Source organism: Affinundibacterium baiyunense (assembly GCF_018139645.1).
In the GTDB taxonomy this organism is placed as follows: Bacteria; Pseudomonadota; Gammaproteobacteria; order Burkholderiales; family Burkholderiaceae_D; genus Undibacterium; species Undibacterium baiyunense.
In genome coordinates, this window is the sequence record NZ_JAGSPM010000012.1 from 59,981 (window position 1) to 80,701 (window position 20,721).

The following is a 20,721-nucleotide window of genomic DNA, read 5'->3' on the forward strand; positions in this document are numbered from 1 at the left end:
AAGCCCATCACTTTTTTAAATAATTGAAGTTCGACACAAAATTATTCTGCATAATTTTGCATATAGACCTAATCATAACGAGTTTATTTCGCTAGGCGTATGATGGACGAAAAAAAACCCGCAATTTCTCGATAATTGCGGGTTTTTTCCTACAGAAAGAAGCGAATTATTTTGCTTGAATACTTTCATCCAACGCAGGCAAGACTTGAACTTGCAAACGACTTAACTTACCTGCACCGCGGTACAAACGGTGATTGGCTTTAATGAAATCGCTATCCTTCGCTTGATAAATATTGTCCACATACTTTTGTGGATTGCGATCAATGAAAGGGAACCAAGACGATTGCACTTGAATCATGATGCGGTGACCACGTTTAAAGGTGTGCATCACATCATTGATGGCAAATTTAACCGCATGTACTTCATTTGGCTGCATCGCTTTTGGATGCTCGAAACTATCGCGGAAACGTGCTCTAAACGGTTCACCACGCACCAAGATCTGTTGCGCACCACGATTCGGCTCACCAACTGCGCTATCCATTTTGTTCGGATTAACATCAATCAACTTCACGACAAAATCTGCGTCACTACCTGTCGTGCTTACAAATAGAGATGCTTCTAATGGTCCTGCGAATGTCACATCACGTTCCAAAACTTCAGTTTGATAAGTCAAAACATCGGGACGACTGCTAGCGAAACGCTGATCCATTGCAACGTATTGATTACTCCAACGATTACCAATCTCAGTCGTATAGGGCACTGGTTTCGCTGGGTCACTGATGTACTCATCAAAACTTAAGGAATTATCCTGCGGCATATTGAAACTGAGCTTACCATCCGCCTGGAAGTACAAAGACTTGGTTTGCGTATTGGCTGGCGGCCAGCTATCAAAACTACGCCAACGATTCGCTCCCGTTTCAAAAATCCATGCTTCTGGCAAGGCTGGCTTGTGACCGCCTTTCAAATGATGTTTGAAGAAAGCGAATTCGATCGGTTGATAACTATACGCAGTTTTAAAGCCAAAATTCGTATCGCCAATTTTTTCACCTGTAGTACTCGTCCAACCACCATGCACCCACGGCCCAATGACTAGGGTGTTATTGATTCCCGGATTATTTTTTTCGATCGCTTTGTATGTTTGAAGTGGGCCATACAAATCTTCAGTGTCGTACCAACCACCCACCGTCATCACCGCTGCTTTGATGTTCTTCAAGTGCGGCAATAAATTTTTGGCTTGCCAGTAGCTATCGTAATTCGGGTGCTCCATCAATTCATTCCAAAATGGAATGCCACCTTTAAAATACTTCGTATTGGCGTTGGCGAGGGAGCCTAATTCCAAAAAGAATTGATAAGCATCGGGCACGCCCCAGTCAAAGCCACGATCATTATTAACGTCAGTTGGTACTGGTCTAGGTTTACCAAATCCACTGAAGAAACTAAAAGCGAGTTGCACATTAAACGCACCATTTCTGTGCATATCGTCGCCACGGAACCAATCAGCAATCGGAGCTTGAGGCGATGCTGCCTTCAATGCAGGGTGTGAATCAATTGCACCTGCCGATGTATAAAACCCAGGGTAAGAAATCCCCCACTGCCCGACTTTGCCGTTATTCGCAGGTAGGTTCTTTACCAACCAATCAATCGTATCGTAGGTGTCGCTACTTTCATCGACATCATTTTTACTTGCCTTTTTGCTGATATGTGGACGCATATTCACAAACTCGCCTTCCGACATATTTTTTCCGCGCACATCTTGGAAGGCAAAAATGAAGCCTTCTTTTTCGTACTCAAAAGTTGGGCCTAAGCGTGTTTTGTATTTGTCCGTGCCGTAAGGTGCGACGGTGTACGGCGTGCGCACTAACAAAATCGGATAAGGTTTGCTCGCACTAGCATCGTTAGGAACATAAATTGAAGTAAACAATAATTTGCCATCGCGAGCCGGAATACGGTATTCGTATTTTGTATAATTTTTACGGATATATTCTGCCCTCTGCGCAGGGCTCTCCTTTTCATCTTGCGCCGCAAGATTGGTAAGATTTGTTGTTGAATTTGTAGTCGAATTTGTAGTTGACGCATGTGCGATAGTCGACACTTGCGCGCCTAAAGCGCCACAAAATAAAGCAAGGAACAATAAGCTAGGGGTGCGGAGTTTCATCAAGCAACCTTTCAAGAACGAAAAAGTGAGTCTAGGCCAAGAACAAATAATGTCGTTTTGTCTGACCATCGCTTATCGAAATAAGTTCATTGCACACACCATTGTGACAGCATGATCTATATCGAACTCGCGTCTAGTCGGGTTTATAATCCGGTAAGTCGGCTTCGATCTGGACTACCGAGTTGGCACCTTGCAGTCGAGCTTGACGTAAAGCTTGATCAGCACGCGCGAGAACTTTTTCTGCGCTATCGCCAGGAGAGTTCGCGGTCAACCCTGTACAAAAACTGATCGCTAATTCAGGCGCCAGTTCGGCCCAATCAAACTCACCCATTTTCTGCTTCAAGCGCGCCATCGCCTTCACGCTTTGATCTAGCCAAGTCGTCGGCATCACAATCGCAAACTCGGTCGCACCAATACGTCCAAAGGAATCGAGGCTGCGTAAAACCTGCAAGGCCTCGTGTGTTAGCACCTGCAAAATGCGCTTAGTCACATCTTGGCCATGCTTTTCCATAATTTCAGGTAAGCGATCGACGCCGATGATCGCCACCGTAAAAGTGTGTCCGGTTCTTTGTGAGCGCTGCAATTCAACATCGAGCCGTTCGATCAACGTGTTGCGATTCAGAGCACCAGTCAAATGATCATGTGTGACCAAAGTTTGTAATTGCGCCATTACCGCTTCTAACTTTGGCAGCACATCTTCCCTACTACTTCCTTCTTTGATTTGTGCTATCGCTTCAAGCAATTGTTGCTGAGCAAAAGGAATAGTTTGTTTGGTATTTCTTGGCATGCGATTCGCACTCATGGATTGATTAATCAAGTATCAAATTCGGGCTATTGAGCCAAGTGCGCTCAATAATTGGGCTTACAATAGCCACTTTAAAGACGTTCAGCAAGCACTATGCATTTTATGTCGTATTCATCACCGCTACAGATAATCGAGAGTCAACTTTTTCCTGGTATAGCGCTATGGGTGAAGCGTGACGATTTGCTGCACCCGCAAGTATCCGGTAACAAATTCCGAAAACTCAAATATCCTTTATCGGCGGCCTTACTTCAGCGCGCAAACTTAATTTCGATGGGCGGCGCATGGTCAAATCATTTACATGCACTCGCCCATGCTGGACATCTGCTCGGATTAAAAACTACTGGTTTAGTTCGAGGCCTAGTCCCCAATAATCAAACTAGTTTGAGTCCAACACTGCAAGATTGTCAGAGCTTAGGAATGCGACTACATTTTCTGTCTAGGTTGGATTATCGCGAATTGCGTCTCAACCCAAACTACTGGCAACGATGGATAGAGACTGATCCAGCAGAGTATTTTTGGCTACCTGAAGGTGGCAGTAGCGCCGAAGCGGTGCGCGGAGTCGCTGAGCTAATTGACGAACTTGATTGGATACCAGACACGATCATACTTGCGTGCGGCACCGGCGCCACGCTAGCAGGCATCGTCATGGGTATGCACAACCAAGGTCGGGTGATTGGAATCGCAGCAGTACAGAATGCCGGCTATTTAAAATCTGACGTTCAACAATTATTGCTCGCGGCAGAGAACACTCACTTCGATAACTTTGAGATATTGCACCAGTTCACCCACGGTGGATTCGCCAAAGTGTCACCAACATTAATGCATTTTTGCGAGCAATTTACTGCTGAAACCGATATTCCTTTGGAGCCTGTCTACACCGGAAAAATGTTTTACTCCTTACATCAATTGTGTATAAGCAAGCACTTTAAAGAAGGAGAAAAAGTAATTGCGATTCACACTGGCGGCTTGCAAGGAAATCGCGGATTCGATTTAACTTCAACTCAGTGAGATCAACGGCAGCCTTCACACGTCGAATCAGAGGTACGAATAGGTGTGTTTAATCATTCCTCCAACAGTAAATTGATTCTAAAAACGATGCTCATCGATCAAATGTTTATTAAAGCTATATTTACTACCGCCTTGTAGTACGTCAACCAACTTTCTAGGATTAGCTGCGGAGATAAAGACATCTGCGACGCCATCTTTCACGCGAAATTTGGTTGCAGGACTCAATATGCAATTTGGCTTTAACATCAGGTGACGAATCATTCTGGCTTTTTCACTACACAGTAAAAAATGATTTTCTTTACGAAAATTCGCCAGCGGGATATTCAACCACCATCCCTCGTCGCTGACATAACGGACCAATTGCGAAAATTGTGTATTTCCTTCATTTAATGCATTCGCCATTAAAGATTCATTGGCAATTTGGATCGCCTCTACTTTATTCATGATTCAATTTCTCAAATAAAAAAGGGCGAATAATTCGCCCTTTTAGTGTGACAGCTGACTCAGCTCATTTACCCCAATAAGAGAGATACTTTGCACGGAAATCATTAGAAGGATCAAACACATCCTTACCACCACCATCGTAGGTAATATTTTGCAAGGTAACTAAATGCAAGGGTGCATTGTAACCGCTAGGTGCCACTTTTGACATCGCACGATTCAACTCATCCATTAATTGCCAACCATGTAAATTCAAAGGCTCCGGCACACTACCAATTTGCAAATCACCTTTACGAATACGCTTATACGCAGTTGCGGAACCATCACCGGCCGAAATACCACGTAAATTATTCGCCGCGATCAACTTCTCAATTTCAGGCTTGTCCATCATATCAAAGTAAACATCGTTAACTGCGATCACGTGCGTCCATTTAGAACCATGACGCTTCACCAAGCCCTCGATCACACTAGGAAATTTTTTACGTGACTCTGCCAAGGGCAAATCTTCCGTACTCAAAATACGGCAAGCGTCACATTGACGCAGCGCCTCGACAATCGCTCCTGACTTCGTTGCCATGTACGGCGATGATGTGTCAGTAAAAACGACAATACCCGTTTTATTACTGGCTTCCGCTGCGCCAAACAAGGCGGCAATCTGTGCTGCATCTTTAGGATCAGTCGTGACATTGGTGAATAATCCGGGTACCGCCCCAGATTTAAAACTCGCATGCCAACCGACAACTGGTACTTTAGCTTCGGCCGCAGCGGTTAATCCCTTCGTTTGGCTCGCAGCATCAACTCCAGCCAACACGATTCCATGCGGCTTCATTTCCAAGGCTTGCCGAACAACACCCGCCCCTTGATTACACTGACCACGACAATCGAGTGGCAATATTTGCCAACCGGTACCGTTTGCAGCTTCGCGCATCCCAGTGAACACACCATAGGTTCCTGCATCGCTCATATCATGGGCGATAAAAACGATTTTCTTATCTTTCTGCAATTGCGGTCCAGAGGTTGGGCCATCCCATTTTGATTTTAGTGCAGATGCCTTGGCAACTTTGGCATTTGCGGCACTCAAAAACTGCATGGAATTTTGCTGCGCTTGTGCCCCAGTCATGAAGCAAGACACAAACAGCATTACGATTAAGCTTTTACTGTGAAGAGTAGTCATAAATCCAGATCAATCAGGGTGAACAATCAATAGCGCTAATTTCATGGCAAATTGAATAGATGAAAAAACGCAAGCGCTCAGAGATTAGCCTAGAACGCACACAAGTGCAATTGAGACGATGAAAAGTCGATGTTTGTGTGTGGCAACTCTGCACAATTCTTCCTAATTGACCAAGCATTCGCCGTTTTCACCCTGAAAAAGGCATGTTCGAATCCCTCAACTAAAATTAAAGAGGACTCATTCGTATTGCAACGCAAAAAAATCCCTGATGCAGCGAACTGCAAATCAGGGATTTCTCTGCAATATACCGCAGCGATTATTTTTGTGGTGCTGGTTTGGCTGGCTCAATCACCACATTCACCTTGGCTTTTGCCGCATCCACTTCAGATACTGCATGCGAACGCATCACAAGCATCGTCAGCGCACTTAAGGCAAAACCAAAAATAATCAAAACGCTCGCGGCTTTCCAAAATATTTTCATATTTAGCTCCTCATTAAAAATTGAATTCGCGATTCTAAAAAATCTATACCACCTTGGGCTAATCCCATGATCCTGCGTCAATTTACCGACTATGCGAGCACACAAGATTCACAATGTTCATGCGTGCGCTGGTTCAGATCGTACTGTCGAGCGCAGTAAATTCACGTTCCACATTAAATACCGACCAAAGCCAATCACCGACCACCGCGTCATCCATACACACGCCAATAACAAGAAAGTACCAAGCAACAGCAAGCCAATTCCCAAAAAGGTATGTTGCACCTGCATCTTATTTTTAATCGTAATGATATTAGCGTGTTTATCTAGACGAGAAAAATCACTGGTATCAAATTCCCTGCTAACACCGCTGCGATTCATTCCTTTATCTACGGTTAAACCCGTTTCGCTGATGTTGATCGTCACCGCACCTTCGCGGTGCTGATATTGTCGATGGTTTTCACTGGTATAAACGCGATGATGGTGCGTGGGCAGCTTAAATTCCATTTGCGGCACCCCGGAAACGCTAGCAGCGAAGGTGACAACGCCTGCGCCATAAATCACTAAGGAACTGAGATAAGCAACAAACAAGAAACTGCCATAAACAAAAGCCGGGATCAGCATAAAGAAATTAAAGATCACTAAACCGATTGCAGCGATGAACAGGCTAAACACATTACCTAAACTAAAATCATTTTTCAGATTTTGGAATCGCATGTTGGCACGCTTCTGCGCAGCCAGCAAACGTGGATTTGGCAACTGCGCAATCACCTCTGCTTCGGTTTTACCACTAGCAAGGCCATCTGCAAATTGTTTTTCATAATGCGCGACGGTTTCAGTCACGACCGCACTTGGCAAACCCTGCAATTCTTGACGCAAGGTGTTCATATATTCCGTTTTGTTCATCCTGTTCTCCCTTTATTACTGATCTATGCAATTGCGCTTCTACGATGATGCCACTGTAAATCGAAGCAGAATCGCGCGATATCGAATAGCGACGCATTGCAAATCAAAAGGAATAAAAGGTAATTTTGAGGGATAAACGCAAATGCAAACCAACGCCGCAAAAGAGTTGGTCGAGCAAAACTTTACTGATGCGTTTGTATCCAGTGGGTAAGAATTTGCTCCGCGTCTGCAGATAGGTGCAAACCCAATTTGGAGCGGCGCCATAAAATATCTTGTGCCGTCATCGCAAATTCATGCTGAATTAAATAGTCGATTTCGCAAGCATATAAGCCCTCTAAAACTTGTTCGCCCATCGACTTTTCATCAACACAATTATCTAAAACTTGATGAATCCGAGTTCCATAAGCACGCGCCAAACGCTGAACTAGTTTCGCCGGCAACCATGTATATCGTTCACAACAAAGCGCCAGAAATCGAGAAAATTCTTGGACATTTTGATTGCTGGGTTCCTCAGAAAAAATAGCCCCACCTGGCAGGCAGACTTTCGTGGTCCATGCTTGCTGAACGGGTGCAAGACCCAATGCCAGCTGAATCTGATTCACTGCTTCCTCGGCTAGGCGGCGGTAAGTAGTTATTTTGCCGCCTAACACGTGTAAAGCTGGTGCTGGCAATTGGACAAATTCTAAGCGGTAATCGCGGGTAATCGACTTGGCATCGGCATGTCCATCATCGACCAAAGGACGAACGCCAGAAAAGCTATGGACGACATCGACAGCAGAAATTTGCGAGCGGAAATAGTGGTTACTTAGATCGCAAAGATAATCAATTTCTTGTTCCGAAATTTTCAGATTATCCAAATCACCGTGGTATTCAAAATCGGTCGTACCAATGAGCGTAAAGTTGTTTTCATAGGGAATAGCAAAAACGATGCGCCCATCAGGATGTTGAAAAATATAAGCGCGCGCGTGGTTAAACAAGCGCTTGACCACGATATGACTACCTTTTATCAATCTTAGTTTTGGCGGCGAGCTGTTGACATTAGATCGCGACTGAAGTTGCGAAGCCCACGCACCGGTCGCGTTGACAATACACGCAGCATCTACTTTGAATCGATACTGCTGCGAAGAATTATCAGTGTGGCAAAGTTCTGCCATCCATCTTCCATTTTGCGCGGTAAGATTTTCACACGCTGTACGCGTCAATATTTTTGCTCCGCGCTGTCGCGCATCCATTGCATTTAACACCACCAGACGCGCATCGTCGACCCACGCATCAGCATATTCAAAACCGCGTTGCAAATGTGACTTTAAACTGGCACCACTCTCGTGTTGAGAAAATTCGATACCACGCGTACTCGGCAGCAGATCTCGTCGCGCCAAATGGTCATAGACAAACAATCCTGCTCGCAAAAACCAATACGGGCGCAATCCATTCACATAGGGCATGACAAATTGCAGAGGAAAAATAAGATGCGGTGCAATTCGCATCAAATCTTCACGTTCTTGTAAAGCTTTTCGAACTAGTGAAAATTCATAGAATTCTAAATAACGTAAGCCACCATGAATCAATTTCGACGATGCCGACGATGTGTGCGCTGCCAAATCGTCTTTTTCACACAAGATGACGGATAGACCTCGTCCAACAGCATCGCGTGCAATTCCTGCTCCATTGATACCGCCTCCAATGACGAGTAAGTCACACTGTTGCGTGCTGGTTTCTTTAAACATCACAGGCTCACTGTTTTATTGATTTACATCAATTCTTGTCGGTTCGAGGGATTTTTCTCAAATTTCATAGGTATATTTTCTACTAGTGCCTACATGTTTATTTCAAATATATTATATATTCGAAAGCAAGCATAATTTGTTGGGTTACAACGTCAACAAATTATGTAATGTTTTTTCACAATTAAGGGAAAATATTGATTGTCAATTCTCAGCAAAATTGATAGTTTATTAGGCGAATACATAAATATATGAGGATTTACAGCACGACAATTTAGTAACATTACAACTACCGCAGGAGGAGACACAATATGGGTAACCCAAACGTCGCAGCAGAAGGTATGACCAAGGAGGAGCGAAAAGTCATTTTCGCTTCATCGTTGGGAACAGTTTTTGAATGGTATGACTTTTATCTATATGGCACGCTAGCTGCCGTTATCGGTAAGAAATTCTTCACCGCACTCGATCCAAACTCACAGATGATCTTCTCCTTGCTGGCATTTGCAGCGGGCTTTATCGTTCGTCCGTTTGGTGCACTAGTGTTTGGTCGCCTCGGTGACATGATTGGTCGTAAATACACCTTCTTGGTAACAATCGTGTTGATGGGTGGCTCCACGTTTATCGTCGGCTGTTTACCAGGCTACGAAATGATCGGTATCGCCGCTCCAATCTTGTTGATTGCTTTACGTATGATGCAAGGTTTGGCATTGGGTGGTGAATACGGTGGTGCAGCAACTTATGTTGCGGAACACTCCCCAGCGAATAAACGCGGATTCTTCACCTCGTGGATTCAAACAACGGCAACATTAGGTTTGTTTTTGTCACTATTGGTTATCTTGGGTGCTCGTACTGCGGTCGGCGAAGAACAATTTGCTGATTGGGGCTGGCGCATTCCATTCTGGGTTTCTGCGTTATTGCTGATTATCTCAGTCTGGATTCGTATGTCCATGAATGAATCCCCAGCATTTGCAAAAATGAAATCCGAAGGTAAGGTTTCAAAAGCACCATTAACTGAATCATTTGGTAAATGGAGCAACCTGAAAATCGTTATCTTGGCGTTGGTTGGTTTGACAGCTGGTCAAGCGGTGGTCTGGTACACAGGTCAATTCTATGCATTGTTCTTCTTAACCAATACGCTCAAAGTTGACAATGCAACGGCAAATTTGATGATTGCTGCCTCATTGATTATTGGTACGCCATTCTTCGTGGTGTTTGGTGCCTTGTCAGATAAAATTGGTCGCAAACCCATCATTATGGCTGGTTGCTTAATCGCTGCCTTGACTTACTTCCCACTGTTCAAAGCATTGACTGAGGCGGCAAACCCAGCATTGGCAGCAGCGCAAGCAGCTAACAAGATTGTGGTGACTGCAGATCCATCTGAATGTTCATTCCAGTTTAATCCTACAGGCACGAAAAAATTCACTAGCTCATGCGACATTGCGAAGCAAGTATTGGCAGCAAACTCAGCAAGCTATGAGACAGTAGTAGGCCAAGGACCAGCGACAATCGCAATCGGTACGACTGTAATTCAATCCTATACTTCAAACGGCCTAGAAGCAGCAGATGCGAAAGCAAAAGATGCTGCATTTAAGAAATCTGTAACAGATGCATTGCGTGCTGCCGGTTATCCAGCAAAAGCAGATCCGGCTGGCGTCAACAAGCCCAAGATCATCTTGATCTTGTCGATCTTGGTGATTTACGTAACGATGGTCTACGGTCCAATTGCAGCGATGTTGGTGGAAATGTTCCCAACCCGTATTCGCTACACTTCGATGTCCTTGCCATACCACATCGGTAATGGTTGGTTCGGCGGCTTGTTGCCAGCAACTGGTGTGGCGATCGTGGCGCAAACTGGTAATATGTATAACGGTCTGTGGTACCCAATTATCGTTGCGGCTGTCACATTCGTTATCGGTATGTTGTTTGTTAAAGAAACTAAAGATGTCGATATCTACGCAAACGATTAACTTATTGTTTGTGCGCAGATAAAGCGTCTGCCGAAAATAAAAGCTCGATCAGAAATGATCGGGCTTTTTTTGAAATTTACGCAGTATCAATATTTATATAAAAAAATGCAGAACCGTATTGCGCGGCATTGAAATAAAAACAGATTCAATTGCCCAAATTCACTTTTCCAGTATTGACGTAGAATGTACTAAATTCAGTAGAGACTCCACACAAAAGTTTGTCTAAAAAAGAGGATTGATCATGAACAAAATCTATTTTGACAAAACGGAAAAAGGCCGAGAAGAAATCGTCAGCAGGACTTATCACCTAAGCGCAAAACTTCGACCTTTGCTCGTCATTATTGATGGCAAACATACTGTTGAAGAACTGCTAAAGAGCGTACAAGGACTGGGCTTATCACAAGTCCATCTCGACAATTTATTAGCTGAGGGGTTTATTGCGGCTCGACCAGCGAGCACAATTGGTGCACAAGCAACTGCAGCAACGACCGATCAGACACCGATCAACGCAAATCCAATCAATTTAGCACCACCGAAGCAAGCTATCCCACTTACACCAGAACAAAGCGCTGCTCAATTACTAATGATTAGAAACTTCTTTAATGAAAACGTAAAAAGCAATCTGGGACTGAGAGGATTTGGAATGCAGCTAAAAGTCGAACGAGCGGAAACACTTGACGATTTCCTTCAGTTACGTGAGCCGTTTCTAGAAGCGGTTGAAAAGGCAAAAGGAGAAACGCTTGCTAAGGAATTAGGAAATCGCCTTGATCAAATTCTTCTATAAGGTAAGTACTCTGAGTTTAGAAACCATACAGCAATATTCGGGATAGCAGAACGACTGCTATCCCAAACAAAGCTATCGCATCAAGTCGTTGCCATAAAATCGAAGTACAATTGACGCGCTAATGTAGCAACTTCACCGATTGGCATTTCATGCTCTTCATAACGAGTGCAAGGCATGACTTTGCCGTAATTTCCCGTATTGAATATTTCTTTAGCAGTTAGCAATTCTTCAGGACAAACACTACGCTGATCAACAGCAATACCATTAGACGAGAGCAAATCGATCACACGCGCACGGGTAATGCCTGATAAAAAAGTGCCATTTGCAACTGGTGTCACAACACGTCCCTCGGCACTAACAAAAAATAAATTTGCAGTTGCAAACTCGGCGACATTACCTGTGATATCACACACAACAGCATTTTCAAAACCACGCAATTTTGCATCACGTAGGGCTCGCGTTGTATTTGGATACAAGCATGATGCCTTTGCATCAGTCGGCGCCATCGCAGGACTAGGGCGCTGCTGCGTTGCTAAACATGCTGAAAACCCCGTAAAGCTTGGTAAGGGTGCATCAAATAGCGTTAGCGCAAATCCTGACTGACTTGGGATCAACAAACCATCTGTGCCAAAAATCAAAGGTCGAATATATAGTTCAGCATCAGCAGGAAATTTGGTAACTCCTTCGCGGCATAATGTCTCTAGTTGCTCCAATGAATAAGGACAGGTCAAGCCTAAATGCTCTGCAGATCGGATCGCTCTCGCTAGATGCAAACGGAGATCCGGCAAATGCCCACGCACCGCCCGAGCCCCATCGAATACTGAAGAACCAAGCCAAACGCTATGATCCATCGCCCCCATAACGGCAACATTACCTTCTACCCATGCACCATTTATAAACGTTAAGTACATAAACGACCTTCATACGAAATGTTAAAATTCCCTTGCTTCATTCATCTGATCCGAACAACAGCATAGCTTAGATAAAATAAAACCCGCCAACAAGTGACGGGTTTTTAAGGTAGTGAAGCGAACTTATTCAAGTTTCCAAACAAAATCAACTTTCGCCCACATTTGTTCCGCTTTACCATCTTTGGTACCTGGTTTGAACTTGCACAAGCTCAAGGCTGACAAAGCTGCCTTATCTAGACTTTTCGATCCGCTCGACTTTTCAACTTTTGACTCAACAACTTTACCATCTGGCGCAACCAAAAAACCCATCGTCACAGTACCAGTTTCTTCGTTCATCAATGCCGCTTTTGGATATTTCGGTGATTCACATGATTTACTATCCATCACAGGTGCGACATCGGCTGCATGGCTATAGCCAGAGATCGCTGCCAACAAACCAATTGCAATCAGAGATAATTTAGCATTCATAGACAAACTCATTCAAATTAATTAATTAAAAGTCAGCGTTGAGTCATGTCAAAACTTCCAAACATAATCCACTTTGACCCACATTTGCTCTAGCTTACCATCTTTTGAGCCGGCTTTAAATTTACATAAGGTAAACGCACTTAACGCCGCCTTATCTAAACTTTTTGAGCCGCTCGATGTATCAATTTTCGACTCAACTATCTTACCATCCGCACCAATCAGAAACGCCATCGTTACGGTACCAGTTTCTTCATTGATCAGCGATGCCTTCGGATACTTCGGCAAATCACACGACTTAGAATCTATCGCGGGAGGTACAACTGCCGCATTTGCATGCAAACTCAAGAAACCAGTAAAACAAAAACTCAAGATTAAAAATACGACTCGCATATATCCGCCTTTGCTGAACAAAACACGCATCAATCTTCAATTACCCGATTTGTTACCAACTTCTATCCAATCACCCCTACAACTCGCGAGTGTCGGATTACTTAAAACTCTTCCCAATCATCGTCATTCGCTTTTGGCGCAGCTTCTTTTCTTGGTGCTGGTTTTGCCGCGGGCAAAGACTTCACTGCAACTTTTGGCTTACTGACTGGCGTTGGTTCCGCACGTTTTACAGGAGGCGCGACCGGACGATTAGCAAAAGCATTTTGCTCACCAGCATTCAACTTGAAAATACTGACAACTTTTGCCAATTCGCTTGCCTGATCTTGCAAACTCTGCGCTGCCGCTGCTGCCTCTTCAACCAAAGCAGCATTTTGTTGGGTCATGCCATCCATCTCAATGATCGCTAAATTGACCGCTTCAATTCCAGAACTTTGCTCTTGGCTAGCGGCACTAATTTCAGCAATAATATCCGTCACATGTCGAACACTAGAAACAACTTCATCAATTGTTTCACCTGCTTGACCAACCAATTTGCTACCGATCTCGACTTTCTCAACAGAGTCACCGATCAAGGTCTTAATTTCTTTCGCAGCCGCCGCACTACGTTGCGCCAAGCTACGAACTTCGGAAGCAACCACCGCAAAACCACGACCCTGTTCACCTGCACGCGCCGCCTCAACTGCCGCATTCAACGCCAAGATATTGGTTTGGAAAGCGATACCATCAATCACGCTGATAATATCAACAATCTTTTTCGCAGATTCATTAATGGAACTCATGGTGTCGACCACTTCTGCCACCACGACACCGCCTTGACGCGCAACATCGGATGCGGAAGCTGCCAATTTATTCGCTTCACGCGCATTGTCTGCGTTTTGCTTCACCGTTGTCGTCAATTCTTTCATTGACGCTGTAGTTTTTTCTAATGAACTAGCTTGTTGTTCTGTACGTGAAGACAAGTCTAAGTTACCAGTTGCAATTTCACGCGATGCAGTTGCAATCGTATCCGTACCAACACGTACTTGCCCTACGATATTTACCAAGCTATCGCGCATAGTCTTCATTTCAGCAATCAAACTTTCGGAATCGCCTTTTTCAGTGTCGATCACGCCAGATAAATCACCAGCGGCAATTTGACTTGCGATGTCGGCAGCGTAATCTGGCTCACCACCTAATTGTTTCAACAAGCTGCGGGTAATAAATACGGCTGCAATAATGCCCAAAACTAGAGCTAGTCCACCTAACATCAGCAAAACATTACGCGCATTACTAAATGCAGATTTCGCTTCTTCAGCAACCGCTGCATTTTTCTTATCTTCTAAATCAACAAATTCATCTAAGGTTTTGAACCAATCGTCTTGAATTGGACGAATTTTCTTAATCAAGCCGATCGTCGCACTCTCTGGATCATTCGCAAGACCTAAATCACGCGCTAGATTTGGTAAGGGTGCTGCCGCTTTTTCTTTCTCCTTGAGTTTTGCTAATAAAGTACGTTCTTCTGGAGAAGACGTACTATCATTTTTTAGCATCTCCGCTAACTTTGCCTCTTTGTCGTTATACGACTTACTTTGCTCATCGATCCGCTTGAGATCTTTAGACATGTCGTCAATGTCAGTTAGCAAAGTCAAATTACGCAAAGACACCTGACGATCATAAACAATCGCGCGCATATCAATAATCAAGCGGCTTTTCACATTGCTCACATTTACAATGTCTTCAAGTCGGTCTTGAATCAACGCCATTCTGGAAATACCCAAGCTCGTCACCGCGATCAGCAGGATCAAAACTAGCGCAAAGCCTAGCCCGAGGCGTTTACCTACTTTCATTGTAGTTAAGTTCATGTCTATTCAACCAAGTAAGGAAGTTTAAAAATTTCAATATCCGCGTTACGCTTCAACAAACGCAAATTTGAGTCTTATATTTTATAGGTGCTTAAAGATCACTATCAGGATCATTCTTACTGAGAAGCCTGCATCTACCTTCGGTAGCGAGTCGACTTCTTGGTTAGAATATACTCCATTTTTGCCTGTTGGCAAGTCATCTAGTGGCAAAAAACCACTGGATTTAGACCATTCAGAAAAAATTTCTGCTGCATTGAAATTTCCGCTAAGCAATTCTACACCGAAGCTCTACCCTGCTCAATCTGGTTTTTCCACAGCCCAGAAAGTTATCTCACCTCGCATCACTCAATGCAACAATCGTAGCTCTCTCACCTCAGCCAATAACTCTTGAATGACTTGCGGATCATAAGTTCGCAGAATCTTTTTCACAGAGGGCTCCAGCGCTGCGATATTTGTATTCAAAATTTCTTGCTTGATCTCTGGAAGTAATGCTGCCGGCATAGAAAGCTCACGAAACCCCATACCAATCAGCAAACGGGTTAATTTAATATCACCCGCCATACCACCGCAAATAGCAACTGGAATTGCCGCTTTCTCCGCAGCGCTAACCGTCATCGACAACAATTGCAAAATTGCTGGATGGGTATCGTTATAAAGGTGAGCCACTTCATGATCGGCACGATCAATGGCCAAGGTATATTGAATGAGATCGTTCGTTCCTATCGATAAGAAATCGAGTTTCTTCACAAACATTGGCAAACTCAATGCCGCAGCCGGAATCTCTATCATCGCGCCCACTTGGACATTTTCATCAAACGCGATGCGTTCGATACGCAGCGACTCCTTCGCTTGTTCAATCATCGCGAGCGATTGATCGATTTCAAACGCGTGCGCGATCATAGGAATTAAAATATGCACAGTGCCGAATGCCGAGGCCCGTAGAATCGCACGCAATTGCGTCAAGAAAATTTGTGGCTCTTTTAAACAATAACGAATCGCACGCAAACCTAACGCAGGATTTAAGATGTTGTGTTCGCCGTGCTCTAATGGTTTATCCGCGCCGACGTCTAAAGTACGAATCGTGACAGGCCTGCCCTTCATCGTTTGCACCGCCTGTTTGTAAGCGAGGAATTGTTCTTCCTCGCTTGGCAAATGTTGCTCAACACCGGTGCGGCCCATAAACAAGAATTCCGAACGAAACAGTCCAACGCCACTGGCACCAGCTTCTAATGCCGCATGCGCATCTTCAGGCAACTCGATATTCGCCAACAAGGTAACTTCTATTCCATCCAAACTAATCGCAGGGGTCTTTTTTAATTTGCCAAGCTTTTTACGTGCTTTCAAAAGCACTGCTTGCTGTTGTCGATACTGCTCTATCAATAATGGAGATGGCGCGACAATCACCACGCCCGCATCACTATCAATAATCAGCCAATCATCTTGTCGAATCAGATGTGAAGCATTTCCCAAACCCACAACAGCGGGAATCCCCAAACTACGCGAGACAATTGCTGTATGCGAGTTGGTCCCCCCTTCATCGGTGACAAAACCAGTAAATGCAACATCGCGAAATTGCATCATGTCGGCAGGAGAAATGTCTTTTGCCACAACGATCATATTGGCATTTTGTTCGTCCACCCCAACTGCTCGAGGAAGTTGATCAGCACTACCAGTCAATACCTTCAGTACGCGTTCAGCGACTTGTTGAATATCCGCTTTTCGTTCGCGCAAATATTCGTCTTCGATTTCATCAAACTGTGCAGACAGAACATCAACTTGCGTGACCAATGCCCACTCTGCGTTGTAATGCCGCGTTCGAATAATATCGAGCGGTGCTTCCGACACCATAGGGTCAGACAAAATAAGCGCATGCACATCAAGGAAAGCACCAAGTTCAGTAGGTGCATCTGTTGGCAACTCAGACCAAATCGATTGCAAATCTAATTGCACTGCGTCAATCGCCCGCTGCAAACGTTCGACCTCTGCCTCGACCTGTTCTTGGGCGACTAGGTAGTGCTTGACATCCATTGCGGCGGGACGCAAAAGATGCGCGCGGCCAATTGTGATACCGCGTGAAACTGGAATACCTTGCAAAGTAAAAGATGCCACGTCGCCTCGCTATGCGCTATTTATGCGCTATTAGAAATCGAAAAAGAACGATAAGCTTCGCGACTATTCGTTTTCACCAAAACGATCATTGATCAAAGCCGCTAATGCATCAAAACATGCTTGTTCATCTTCGCCATTCGTTTCCAACAAAACTTTCGTGCCTTTGCCCGCAGCAAGCATCATGACGCCCATAATCGACTTGCCATTGACGCGACGATTGTTGCGTGTGAGCCAAACTTCGCATTTAAATTTTCCACCGAGCTGTGTCAACTTCGCAGACGCACGCGCATGCAAACCAAGTTTATTAATAATTTCAATCTCTTGTTGAATCATCTTTTATCCACTTCACATCGAGGGAGACTATAAAAAAATTTGACTCAGAGTGCTATCAGCTCTGTCCAATACGAATTCTATTTTCAATTCTGGTCGCGCCGTTTTGCCCACCAGCGAGCGCCATTTCAACCACCACATCTAATTGATCCTGGCGATAAGTAATTGCTCGCAACAACATCGGCAGACTAATACCCGCAATCACGGCCACTTGATTTGCATCACCCGTCTGTGGGCAGCAGTTAGAAGGCGTCCCGCCAATAATGTCGGTCATAATCAATACGCCGCTACCATCATCGAGTCGCACAATTGCTTCGCGCACAATGCGACGAACTTCGTCCACATTTTGATCTGCTAATACATCAACCGCCTCAAGACGCTCCGGCCTACTCCGAAATACATGCGAAGCAGCGTCGATAAATGCGCTGCCCAAAGGTGCATGCGTCAATAAAAGTAAACCTACCATGCCATATTCCTGCTCATACCGTCACTCGCGAATTTCTATCGTTGTTTATTTCTGGCGACAATCTGCGCTTCGAGTGCATCGACAAAAATCGCCGCGACTTTTAGTCCAGTTTGTTCAGTGATTTCTTGGAAACATGTTGGGCTAGTTACATTCACTTCTGTCAAATAATCACCAATTACATCTAATCCTACCAGCAACAGCCCACGATTTAAAAGTATAGGCGCAAGCGTTTGTGCAATTTCTGTATCTCGAGCCGTCAATTTTTGTGCAAGCCCAACACCACCCGCAGCTAAATTACCTCGCACTTCACCATTTTGTGGAATTCTTGCCAAAGCATAAGGCACCACCGTGCCACCGATTAATAAAATCCGTTTATCACCATGTACGATTTCTGGAATATATCGTTGCACCATGATGGTTCTGGTTTGATTATTCGTCAGTGTTTCTATGACGGCACCGAGATTCATACCGTCTGCGCGAACTCTAAAAATACCCGCGCCACCCATGCCATCGAGTGGTTTCAAAATAATATCTTGATGTTCCGCGAAAAAACGACGTATTTTTTGCTCGTTGCGCGTAACTAGGGTTGGCGCAGTGAATTGCGAAAACTGTGCAATGCTCAGCTTCTCATTATGATCACGGATGGCAGATGGTTTGTTAAAGACCAAAGCACCTTGTCGCTCAGCCAAATCTAATAGATAAGTGGCATAAATGTACTCCATATCAAATGGCGGATCTTTACGCTGTAGCACCGCATCAAAATCAGCCAAATGGCAATCGATCACGTCTCCCAATTGATACCAATCTTGTTGATCACCAGTTAAATGAATTTCTTGTACTGACGCGACGACCGAACCAGATATCAAGGCCAAATCATCTGGTCCAAACGCATAAATTTGATGACCTCGACCTGCAGCTTCAACCATCATGGCGTAGCTTGAATCTTTATAAATCTTAAACTGCGATAATGGGTCGGTGAGAAAAGCAATTTTCATAATCTTCACTTAATAGATTTCTGGATTCGGATCGGTTTTTTCTAATTCTAAGGAGGCTGCTAATAAGGCTAAGCGCGCAACCACGCCATACATATAGAATCGATTTGGTGCCGCCGTTCCAGGTTTCGCGCGCATATCGGGTACCGCATGTTGTTGCGCAAATGCGAGCGGAACAAACTCCATTCCCGGTGCATTGAGATTCTCATCAACACCACGATCCTGATGCACACGATAAAAGCCACCAACCACGTAGCGATCAATCATATAGACCACTGGCTCGGCGACGCTCTCTTCGATTTGTTCAAAGGTGTACACGCCCTCTTGGACGATGTAATCATGAACTTCACGTCCATCCTTCACAACCGTCATTTTATTGCGCTGTTTTGAATTCAGATCTCTGACTTCACGTGAATCGCGCACAGTCATGATACCCATGCCGCAGGTTCCAGCATCCGCCTTTACGATCACGAATGGCTTGTCTTTGATGCCGTACTCTTTATACTTCTTGCGAATTTTTGCCAATATAGTGTCGACGGTTGACATCAATCCATCTAAACCCGTGCCAGCCTCGAAATCGACATCGCCACATTTCGCGAAAAATGGATTAATCAGCCAAGGATCAATCTCGACCATTTTTGCGAACTTTTTGACGACCTCATCGTAACTGGCAAAGTGATTCGTCTTGCGTCGCTTCGCCCAACCAGCATGCAATGGTGGCAGCAAAGTTTGCTCATGAATATTCTCTAAAATCGTTGGTATCCGAGTCGACAAATCATTATTCAAAAGTATCGTGCATGGATCGAAATTTTTTAATCCTAAGCGACGTCCGTTCGCAGAACGCTGTAGCGGTTCAAGTAGCAGCTCACCGCCGTCTGGCAATGCGATATTCTTAGTTTGCGTACTAGTCTCATCTAAGTTACCCAAACGGACATTCAATCCCGTTTGACGATAAATTTGCATTTGACGTGCAATGTTCTGCCAATACGAGACATTGCATGGACGGTCTTCTGGGATCAACAATAAGTTACGCGCATCTGGACAATACTTTTCAATGGCGGCCATCGACGCCTGCACCGCCAACGGCAACATTTCAGAACCTAAATGATTAAAGCCGCCAGGAAATAAGTTTGTATCAACAGGCGCCAACTTGAAGCCAGCATTACGCATATCAACCGAACAATAAAACGGTGGCGTATGCTCTTGCCACTCTAAACGAAACCAGCGTTCAATCGAGGGCGTCGCTTCTAAAATTTTCTTTTCGAAATCGAGTAAGGGACCGTTGAGTGCGGTGGCGAGATGGGGAACCATAATGACCTTTACAAACAAAAAAGCACGACTGCCGAAGTACGAGCCTCGGACAATCAATTAGCATGTGAATCGATTTAAGCAGCTTGGGGCAGATCAATAATTCTCAAGACCTAAAGTCCTCGCCACAACTAAGTGAATTATTCACCTATTTTGACTTTTATGCTGACTTTACCAACAAGTCGAAATGCTCAACGACTGGCGCACTAGCGAAAAATGGCCCGACAATACTACGCCATTCTGCAAACGCGGCGGATTGACGAAAATCAATCGTATGATTTTCCAAAGTATCCCAAAAAATCATCAAGACATATCGCTCAGGAGATTCAATGCCTTTATTCACTTTATAGCCGCGAAATCCTTTCGCATGCGCGATGACTTGCGTCAATCCCTGTTGAATTGCTGCATCGAAAGCTGTTTGTTGACCGGGTAGGATACGAATATCTGCTAATTCTAAAATCATT

Annotated in this window: 20 protein-coding genes; 3 read left to right on the plus strand and 17 right to left on the minus strand. The window is 44.5% G+C overall.

Going from position 1 to position 20,721, the window contains the following annotated elements:
- Positions 1-166: 166 nt before the first annotated feature.
- Together KDM92_RS16365 and KDM92_RS16370 are read right to left on the minus strand one after the other, a co-directional pair.
- On the minus strand, positions 167-2,155 hold the full coding sequence (locus KDM92_RS16365) for a CocE/NonD family hydrolase (RefSeq protein WP_212685495.1): 1,989 nt from the start codon (positions 2,153-2,155) through the stop codon (positions 167-169).
- Positions 2,156-2,288: 133 nt separating this feature from the next.
- Positions 2,289-2,957, minus strand: coding sequence for a GGDEF domain-containing protein (locus KDM92_RS16370; protein ID WP_212685496.1), 669 nt, complete (start codon positions 2,955-2,957; stop codon positions 2,289-2,291).
- A 96-nt stretch (positions 2,958-3,053) separates the two neighbouring features.
- Between KDM92_RS16370 and KDM92_RS16375 the strand changes: the two genes are divergently transcribed.
- On the plus strand, positions 3,054-3,968 hold the full coding sequence (locus KDM92_RS16375) for a 1-aminocyclopropane-1-carboxylate deaminase/D-cysteine desulfhydrase (RefSeq protein ID WP_212685497.1): 915 nt from the start codon (positions 3,054-3,056) through the stop codon (positions 3,966-3,968).
- A 78-nt stretch (positions 3,969-4,046) separates the two neighbouring features.
- Here the strand turns inward: KDM92_RS16375 and KDM92_RS16380 are convergent, their stop codons facing one another.
- The 5 genes from KDM92_RS16380 to glpD form a co-directional block, all read right to left on the minus strand.
- Positions 4,047-4,412 carry a hypothetical protein gene (locus KDM92_RS16380; protein WP_212685498.1) on the minus strand — a complete coding sequence of 122 codons (366 nt, stop codon included), beginning with the start codon at positions 4,410-4,412 and terminating at the stop codon, positions 4,047-4,049.
- 64 nt (positions 4,413-4,476) lie between these two features.
- Positions 4,477-5,583, minus strand: coding sequence for a substrate-binding domain-containing protein (locus tag KDM92_RS16385; RefSeq protein WP_212685499.1), 1,107 nt, complete (start codon positions 5,581-5,583; stop codon positions 4,477-4,479).
- A gap of 316 nt (positions 5,584-5,899) precedes the next feature.
- Complete coding sequence (locus tag KDM92_RS16390; protein ID WP_212685500.1) at positions 5,900-6,064, minus strand: hypothetical protein; 165 nt, start codon at positions 6,062-6,064, stop codon at positions 5,900-5,902.
- A gap of 117 nt (positions 6,065-6,181) precedes the next feature.
- Positions 6,182-6,967 carry a DUF1700 domain-containing protein gene (locus KDM92_RS16395; RefSeq protein WP_212685501.1) on the minus strand — a complete coding sequence of 262 codons (786 nt, stop codon included), beginning with the start codon at positions 6,965-6,967 and terminating at the stop codon, positions 6,182-6,184.
- A gap of 182 nt (positions 6,968-7,149) precedes the next feature.
- Complete coding sequence (gene glpD / locus KDM92_RS16400) at positions 7,150-8,694, minus strand: glycerol-3-phosphate dehydrogenase (RefSeq protein ID WP_212685502.1); 1,545 nt, start codon at positions 8,692-8,694, stop codon at positions 7,150-7,152.
- Between the two features lie 308 nt (positions 8,695-9,002).
- On the opposite strand from glpD, the gene KDM92_RS16405 reads away from it, so the two are divergent.
- A complete protein-coding gene (locus KDM92_RS16405; RefSeq protein ID WP_230408390.1) occupies positions 9,003-10,658 on the plus strand; it encodes an MFS transporter in 1,656 nt (551 codons plus the stop codon).
- 241 nt (positions 10,659-10,899) lie between these two features.
- Positions 10,900-11,442: a hypothetical protein gene (locus KDM92_RS16410; RefSeq protein ID WP_212685503.1), complete on the plus strand. Its 543-nt coding sequence runs from the start codon at positions 10,900-10,902 to the stop codon at positions 11,440-11,442.
- A gap of 80 nt (positions 11,443-11,522) precedes the next feature.
- On the opposite strand, the gene KDM92_RS16415 is transcribed toward KDM92_RS16410, so the two are convergent.
- The 10 genes from KDM92_RS16415 to KDM92_RS16460 all read right to left on the minus strand — a co-directional run bounded on the left by KDM92_RS16415 (position 11,523) and on the right by KDM92_RS16460 (position 20,720).
- Positions 11,523-12,353 (minus strand): branched-chain amino acid aminotransferase, encoded by an 831-nt coding sequence (locus tag KDM92_RS16415; RefSeq protein WP_212685504.1) that lies wholly within the window; start codon positions 12,351-12,353, stop codon positions 11,523-11,525.
- 123 nt (positions 12,354-12,476) lie between these two features.
- A complete protein-coding gene (locus KDM92_RS16420) occupies positions 12,477-12,821 on the minus strand; it encodes an energy transducer TonB (RefSeq protein WP_212685505.1) in 345 nt (114 codons plus the stop codon).
- Positions 12,822-12,869: 48 nt separating this feature from the next.
- Positions 12,870-13,211: an energy transducer TonB gene (locus KDM92_RS16425; protein ID WP_212685506.1), complete on the minus strand. Its 342-nt coding sequence runs from the start codon at positions 13,209-13,211 to the stop codon at positions 12,870-12,872.
- Between the two features lie 101 nt (positions 13,212-13,312).
- Entirely contained in the window at positions 13,313-15,052 is a 1,740-nt protein-coding gene (locus KDM92_RS16430) for a methyl-accepting chemotaxis protein (protein ID WP_230408391.1), read from the minus strand.
- A 345-nt stretch (positions 15,053-15,397) separates the two neighbouring features.
- Positions 15,398-17,161 (minus strand): phosphoenolpyruvate--protein phosphotransferase, encoded by a 1,764-nt coding sequence (gene ptsP / locus KDM92_RS16435; RefSeq protein WP_212685507.1) that lies wholly within the window; start codon positions 17,159-17,161, stop codon positions 15,398-15,400.
- 63 nt (positions 17,162-17,224) lie between these two features.
- Positions 17,225-17,494, minus strand: a complete 270-nt coding sequence (locus KDM92_RS16440) for an HPr family phosphocarrier protein (protein ID WP_212685508.1) — start codon at positions 17,492-17,494, stop codon at positions 17,225-17,227.
- A 55-nt stretch (positions 17,495-17,549) separates the two neighbouring features.
- Complete coding sequence (locus tag KDM92_RS16445; RefSeq protein ID WP_189347535.1) at positions 17,550-17,957, minus strand: PTS sugar transporter subunit IIA; 408 nt, start codon at positions 17,955-17,957, stop codon at positions 17,550-17,552.
- Between the two features lie 35 nt (positions 17,958-17,992).
- Positions 17,993-18,952 (minus strand): glutathione synthase, encoded by a 960-nt coding sequence (gene gshB / locus KDM92_RS16450; RefSeq protein WP_212685509.1) that lies wholly within the window; start codon positions 18,950-18,952, stop codon positions 17,993-17,995.
- A 9-nt stretch (positions 18,953-18,961) separates the two neighbouring features.
- Complete coding sequence (gshA, locus tag KDM92_RS16455) at positions 18,962-20,260, minus strand: glutamate--cysteine ligase (protein WP_212685510.1); 1,299 nt, start codon at positions 20,258-20,260, stop codon at positions 18,962-18,964.
- A 157-nt stretch (positions 20,261-20,417) separates the two neighbouring features.
- Entirely contained in the window at positions 20,418-20,720 is a 303-nt protein-coding gene (locus tag KDM92_RS16460) for an antibiotic biosynthesis monooxygenase family protein (RefSeq protein ID WP_212685511.1), read from the minus strand.
- Position 20,721: the final 1 nt, after the last annotated feature.

What these genes read in the sequence shown, in the direction of transcription:
- KDM92_RS16445 (WP_189347535.1), bottom strand. Translation starts at nt 17,957, where the DNA reads ATGGTAGGTTTACTTTTATTGACGCATGCACCTTTGGGCAGCGCATTT.
- KDM92_RS16390 (WP_212685500.1), bottom strand. Translation starts at nt 6,064, where the DNA reads ATGAAAATATTTTGGAAAGCCGCGAGCGTTTTGATTATTTTTGGTTTT.
- KDM92_RS16385 (WP_212685499.1), bottom strand. Translation starts at nt 5,583, where the DNA reads ATGACTACTCTTCACAGTAAAAGCTTAATCGTAATGCTGTTTGTGTCT.
- KDM92_RS16380 (WP_212685498.1), bottom strand. Translation starts at nt 4,412, where the DNA reads ATGAATAAAGTAGAGGCGATCCAAATTGCCAATGAATCTTTAATGGCG.
- KDM92_RS16430 (WP_230408391.1), bottom strand. Translation starts at nt 15,052, where the DNA reads ATGAACTTAACTACAATGAAAGTAGGTAAACGCCTCGGGCTAGGCTTT.
- KDM92_RS16420 (WP_212685505.1), bottom strand. Translation starts at nt 12,821, where the DNA reads ATGAATGCTAAATTATCTCTGATTGCAATTGGTTTGTTGGCAGCGATC.
- KDM92_RS16375 (WP_212685497.1), top strand. Translation starts at nt 3,054, where the DNA reads ATGCATTTTATGTCGTATTCATCACCGCTACAGATAATCGAGAGTCAA.
- KDM92_RS16415 (WP_212685504.1), bottom strand. Translation starts at nt 12,353, where the DNA reads ATGTACTTAACGTTTATAAATGGTGCATGGGTAGAAGGTAATGTTGCC.
- KDM92_RS16365 (WP_212685495.1), bottom strand. Translation starts at nt 2,155, where the DNA reads ATGAAACTCCGCACCCCTAGCTTATTGTTCCTTGCTTTATTTTGTGGC.
- KDM92_RS16405 (WP_230408390.1), top strand. Translation starts at nt 9,003, where the DNA reads ATGGGTAACCCAAACGTCGCAGCAGAAGGTATGACCAAGGAGGAGCGA.
- KDM92_RS16395 (WP_212685501.1), bottom strand. Translation starts at nt 6,967, where the DNA reads ATGAACAAAACGGAATATATGAACACCTTGCGTCAAGAATTGCAGGGT.
- glpD (WP_212685502.1), bottom strand. Translation starts at nt 8,694, where the DNA reads ATGTTTAAAGAAACCAGCACGCAACAGTGTGACTTACTCGTCATTGGA.
- KDM92_RS16410 (WP_212685503.1), top strand. Translation starts at nt 10,900, where the DNA reads ATGAACAAAATCTATTTTGACAAAACGGAAAAAGGCCGAGAAGAAATC.
- KDM92_RS16425 (WP_212685506.1), bottom strand. Translation starts at nt 13,211, where the DNA reads ATGCGAGTCGTATTTTTAATCTTGAGTTTTTGTTTTACTGGTTTCTTG.
- gshB (WP_212685509.1), bottom strand. Translation starts at nt 18,952, where the DNA reads ATGAAAATTGCTTTTCTCACCGACCCATTATCGCAGTTTAAGATTTAT.
- gshA (WP_212685510.1), bottom strand. Translation starts at nt 20,260, where the DNA reads ATGGTTCCCCATCTCGCCACCGCACTCAACGGTCCCTTACTCGATTTC.
- KDM92_RS16440 (WP_212685508.1), bottom strand. Translation starts at nt 17,494, where the DNA reads ATGATTCAACAAGAGATTGAAATTATTAATAAACTTGGTTTGCATGCG.
- KDM92_RS16460 (WP_212685511.1), bottom strand. Translation starts at nt 20,720, where the DNA reads ATGATTTTAGAATTAGCAGATATTCGTATCCTACCCGGTCAACAAACA.
- KDM92_RS16370 (WP_212685496.1), bottom strand. Translation starts at nt 2,957, where the DNA reads ATGAGTGCGAATCGCATGCCAAGAAATACCAAACAAACTATTCCTTTT.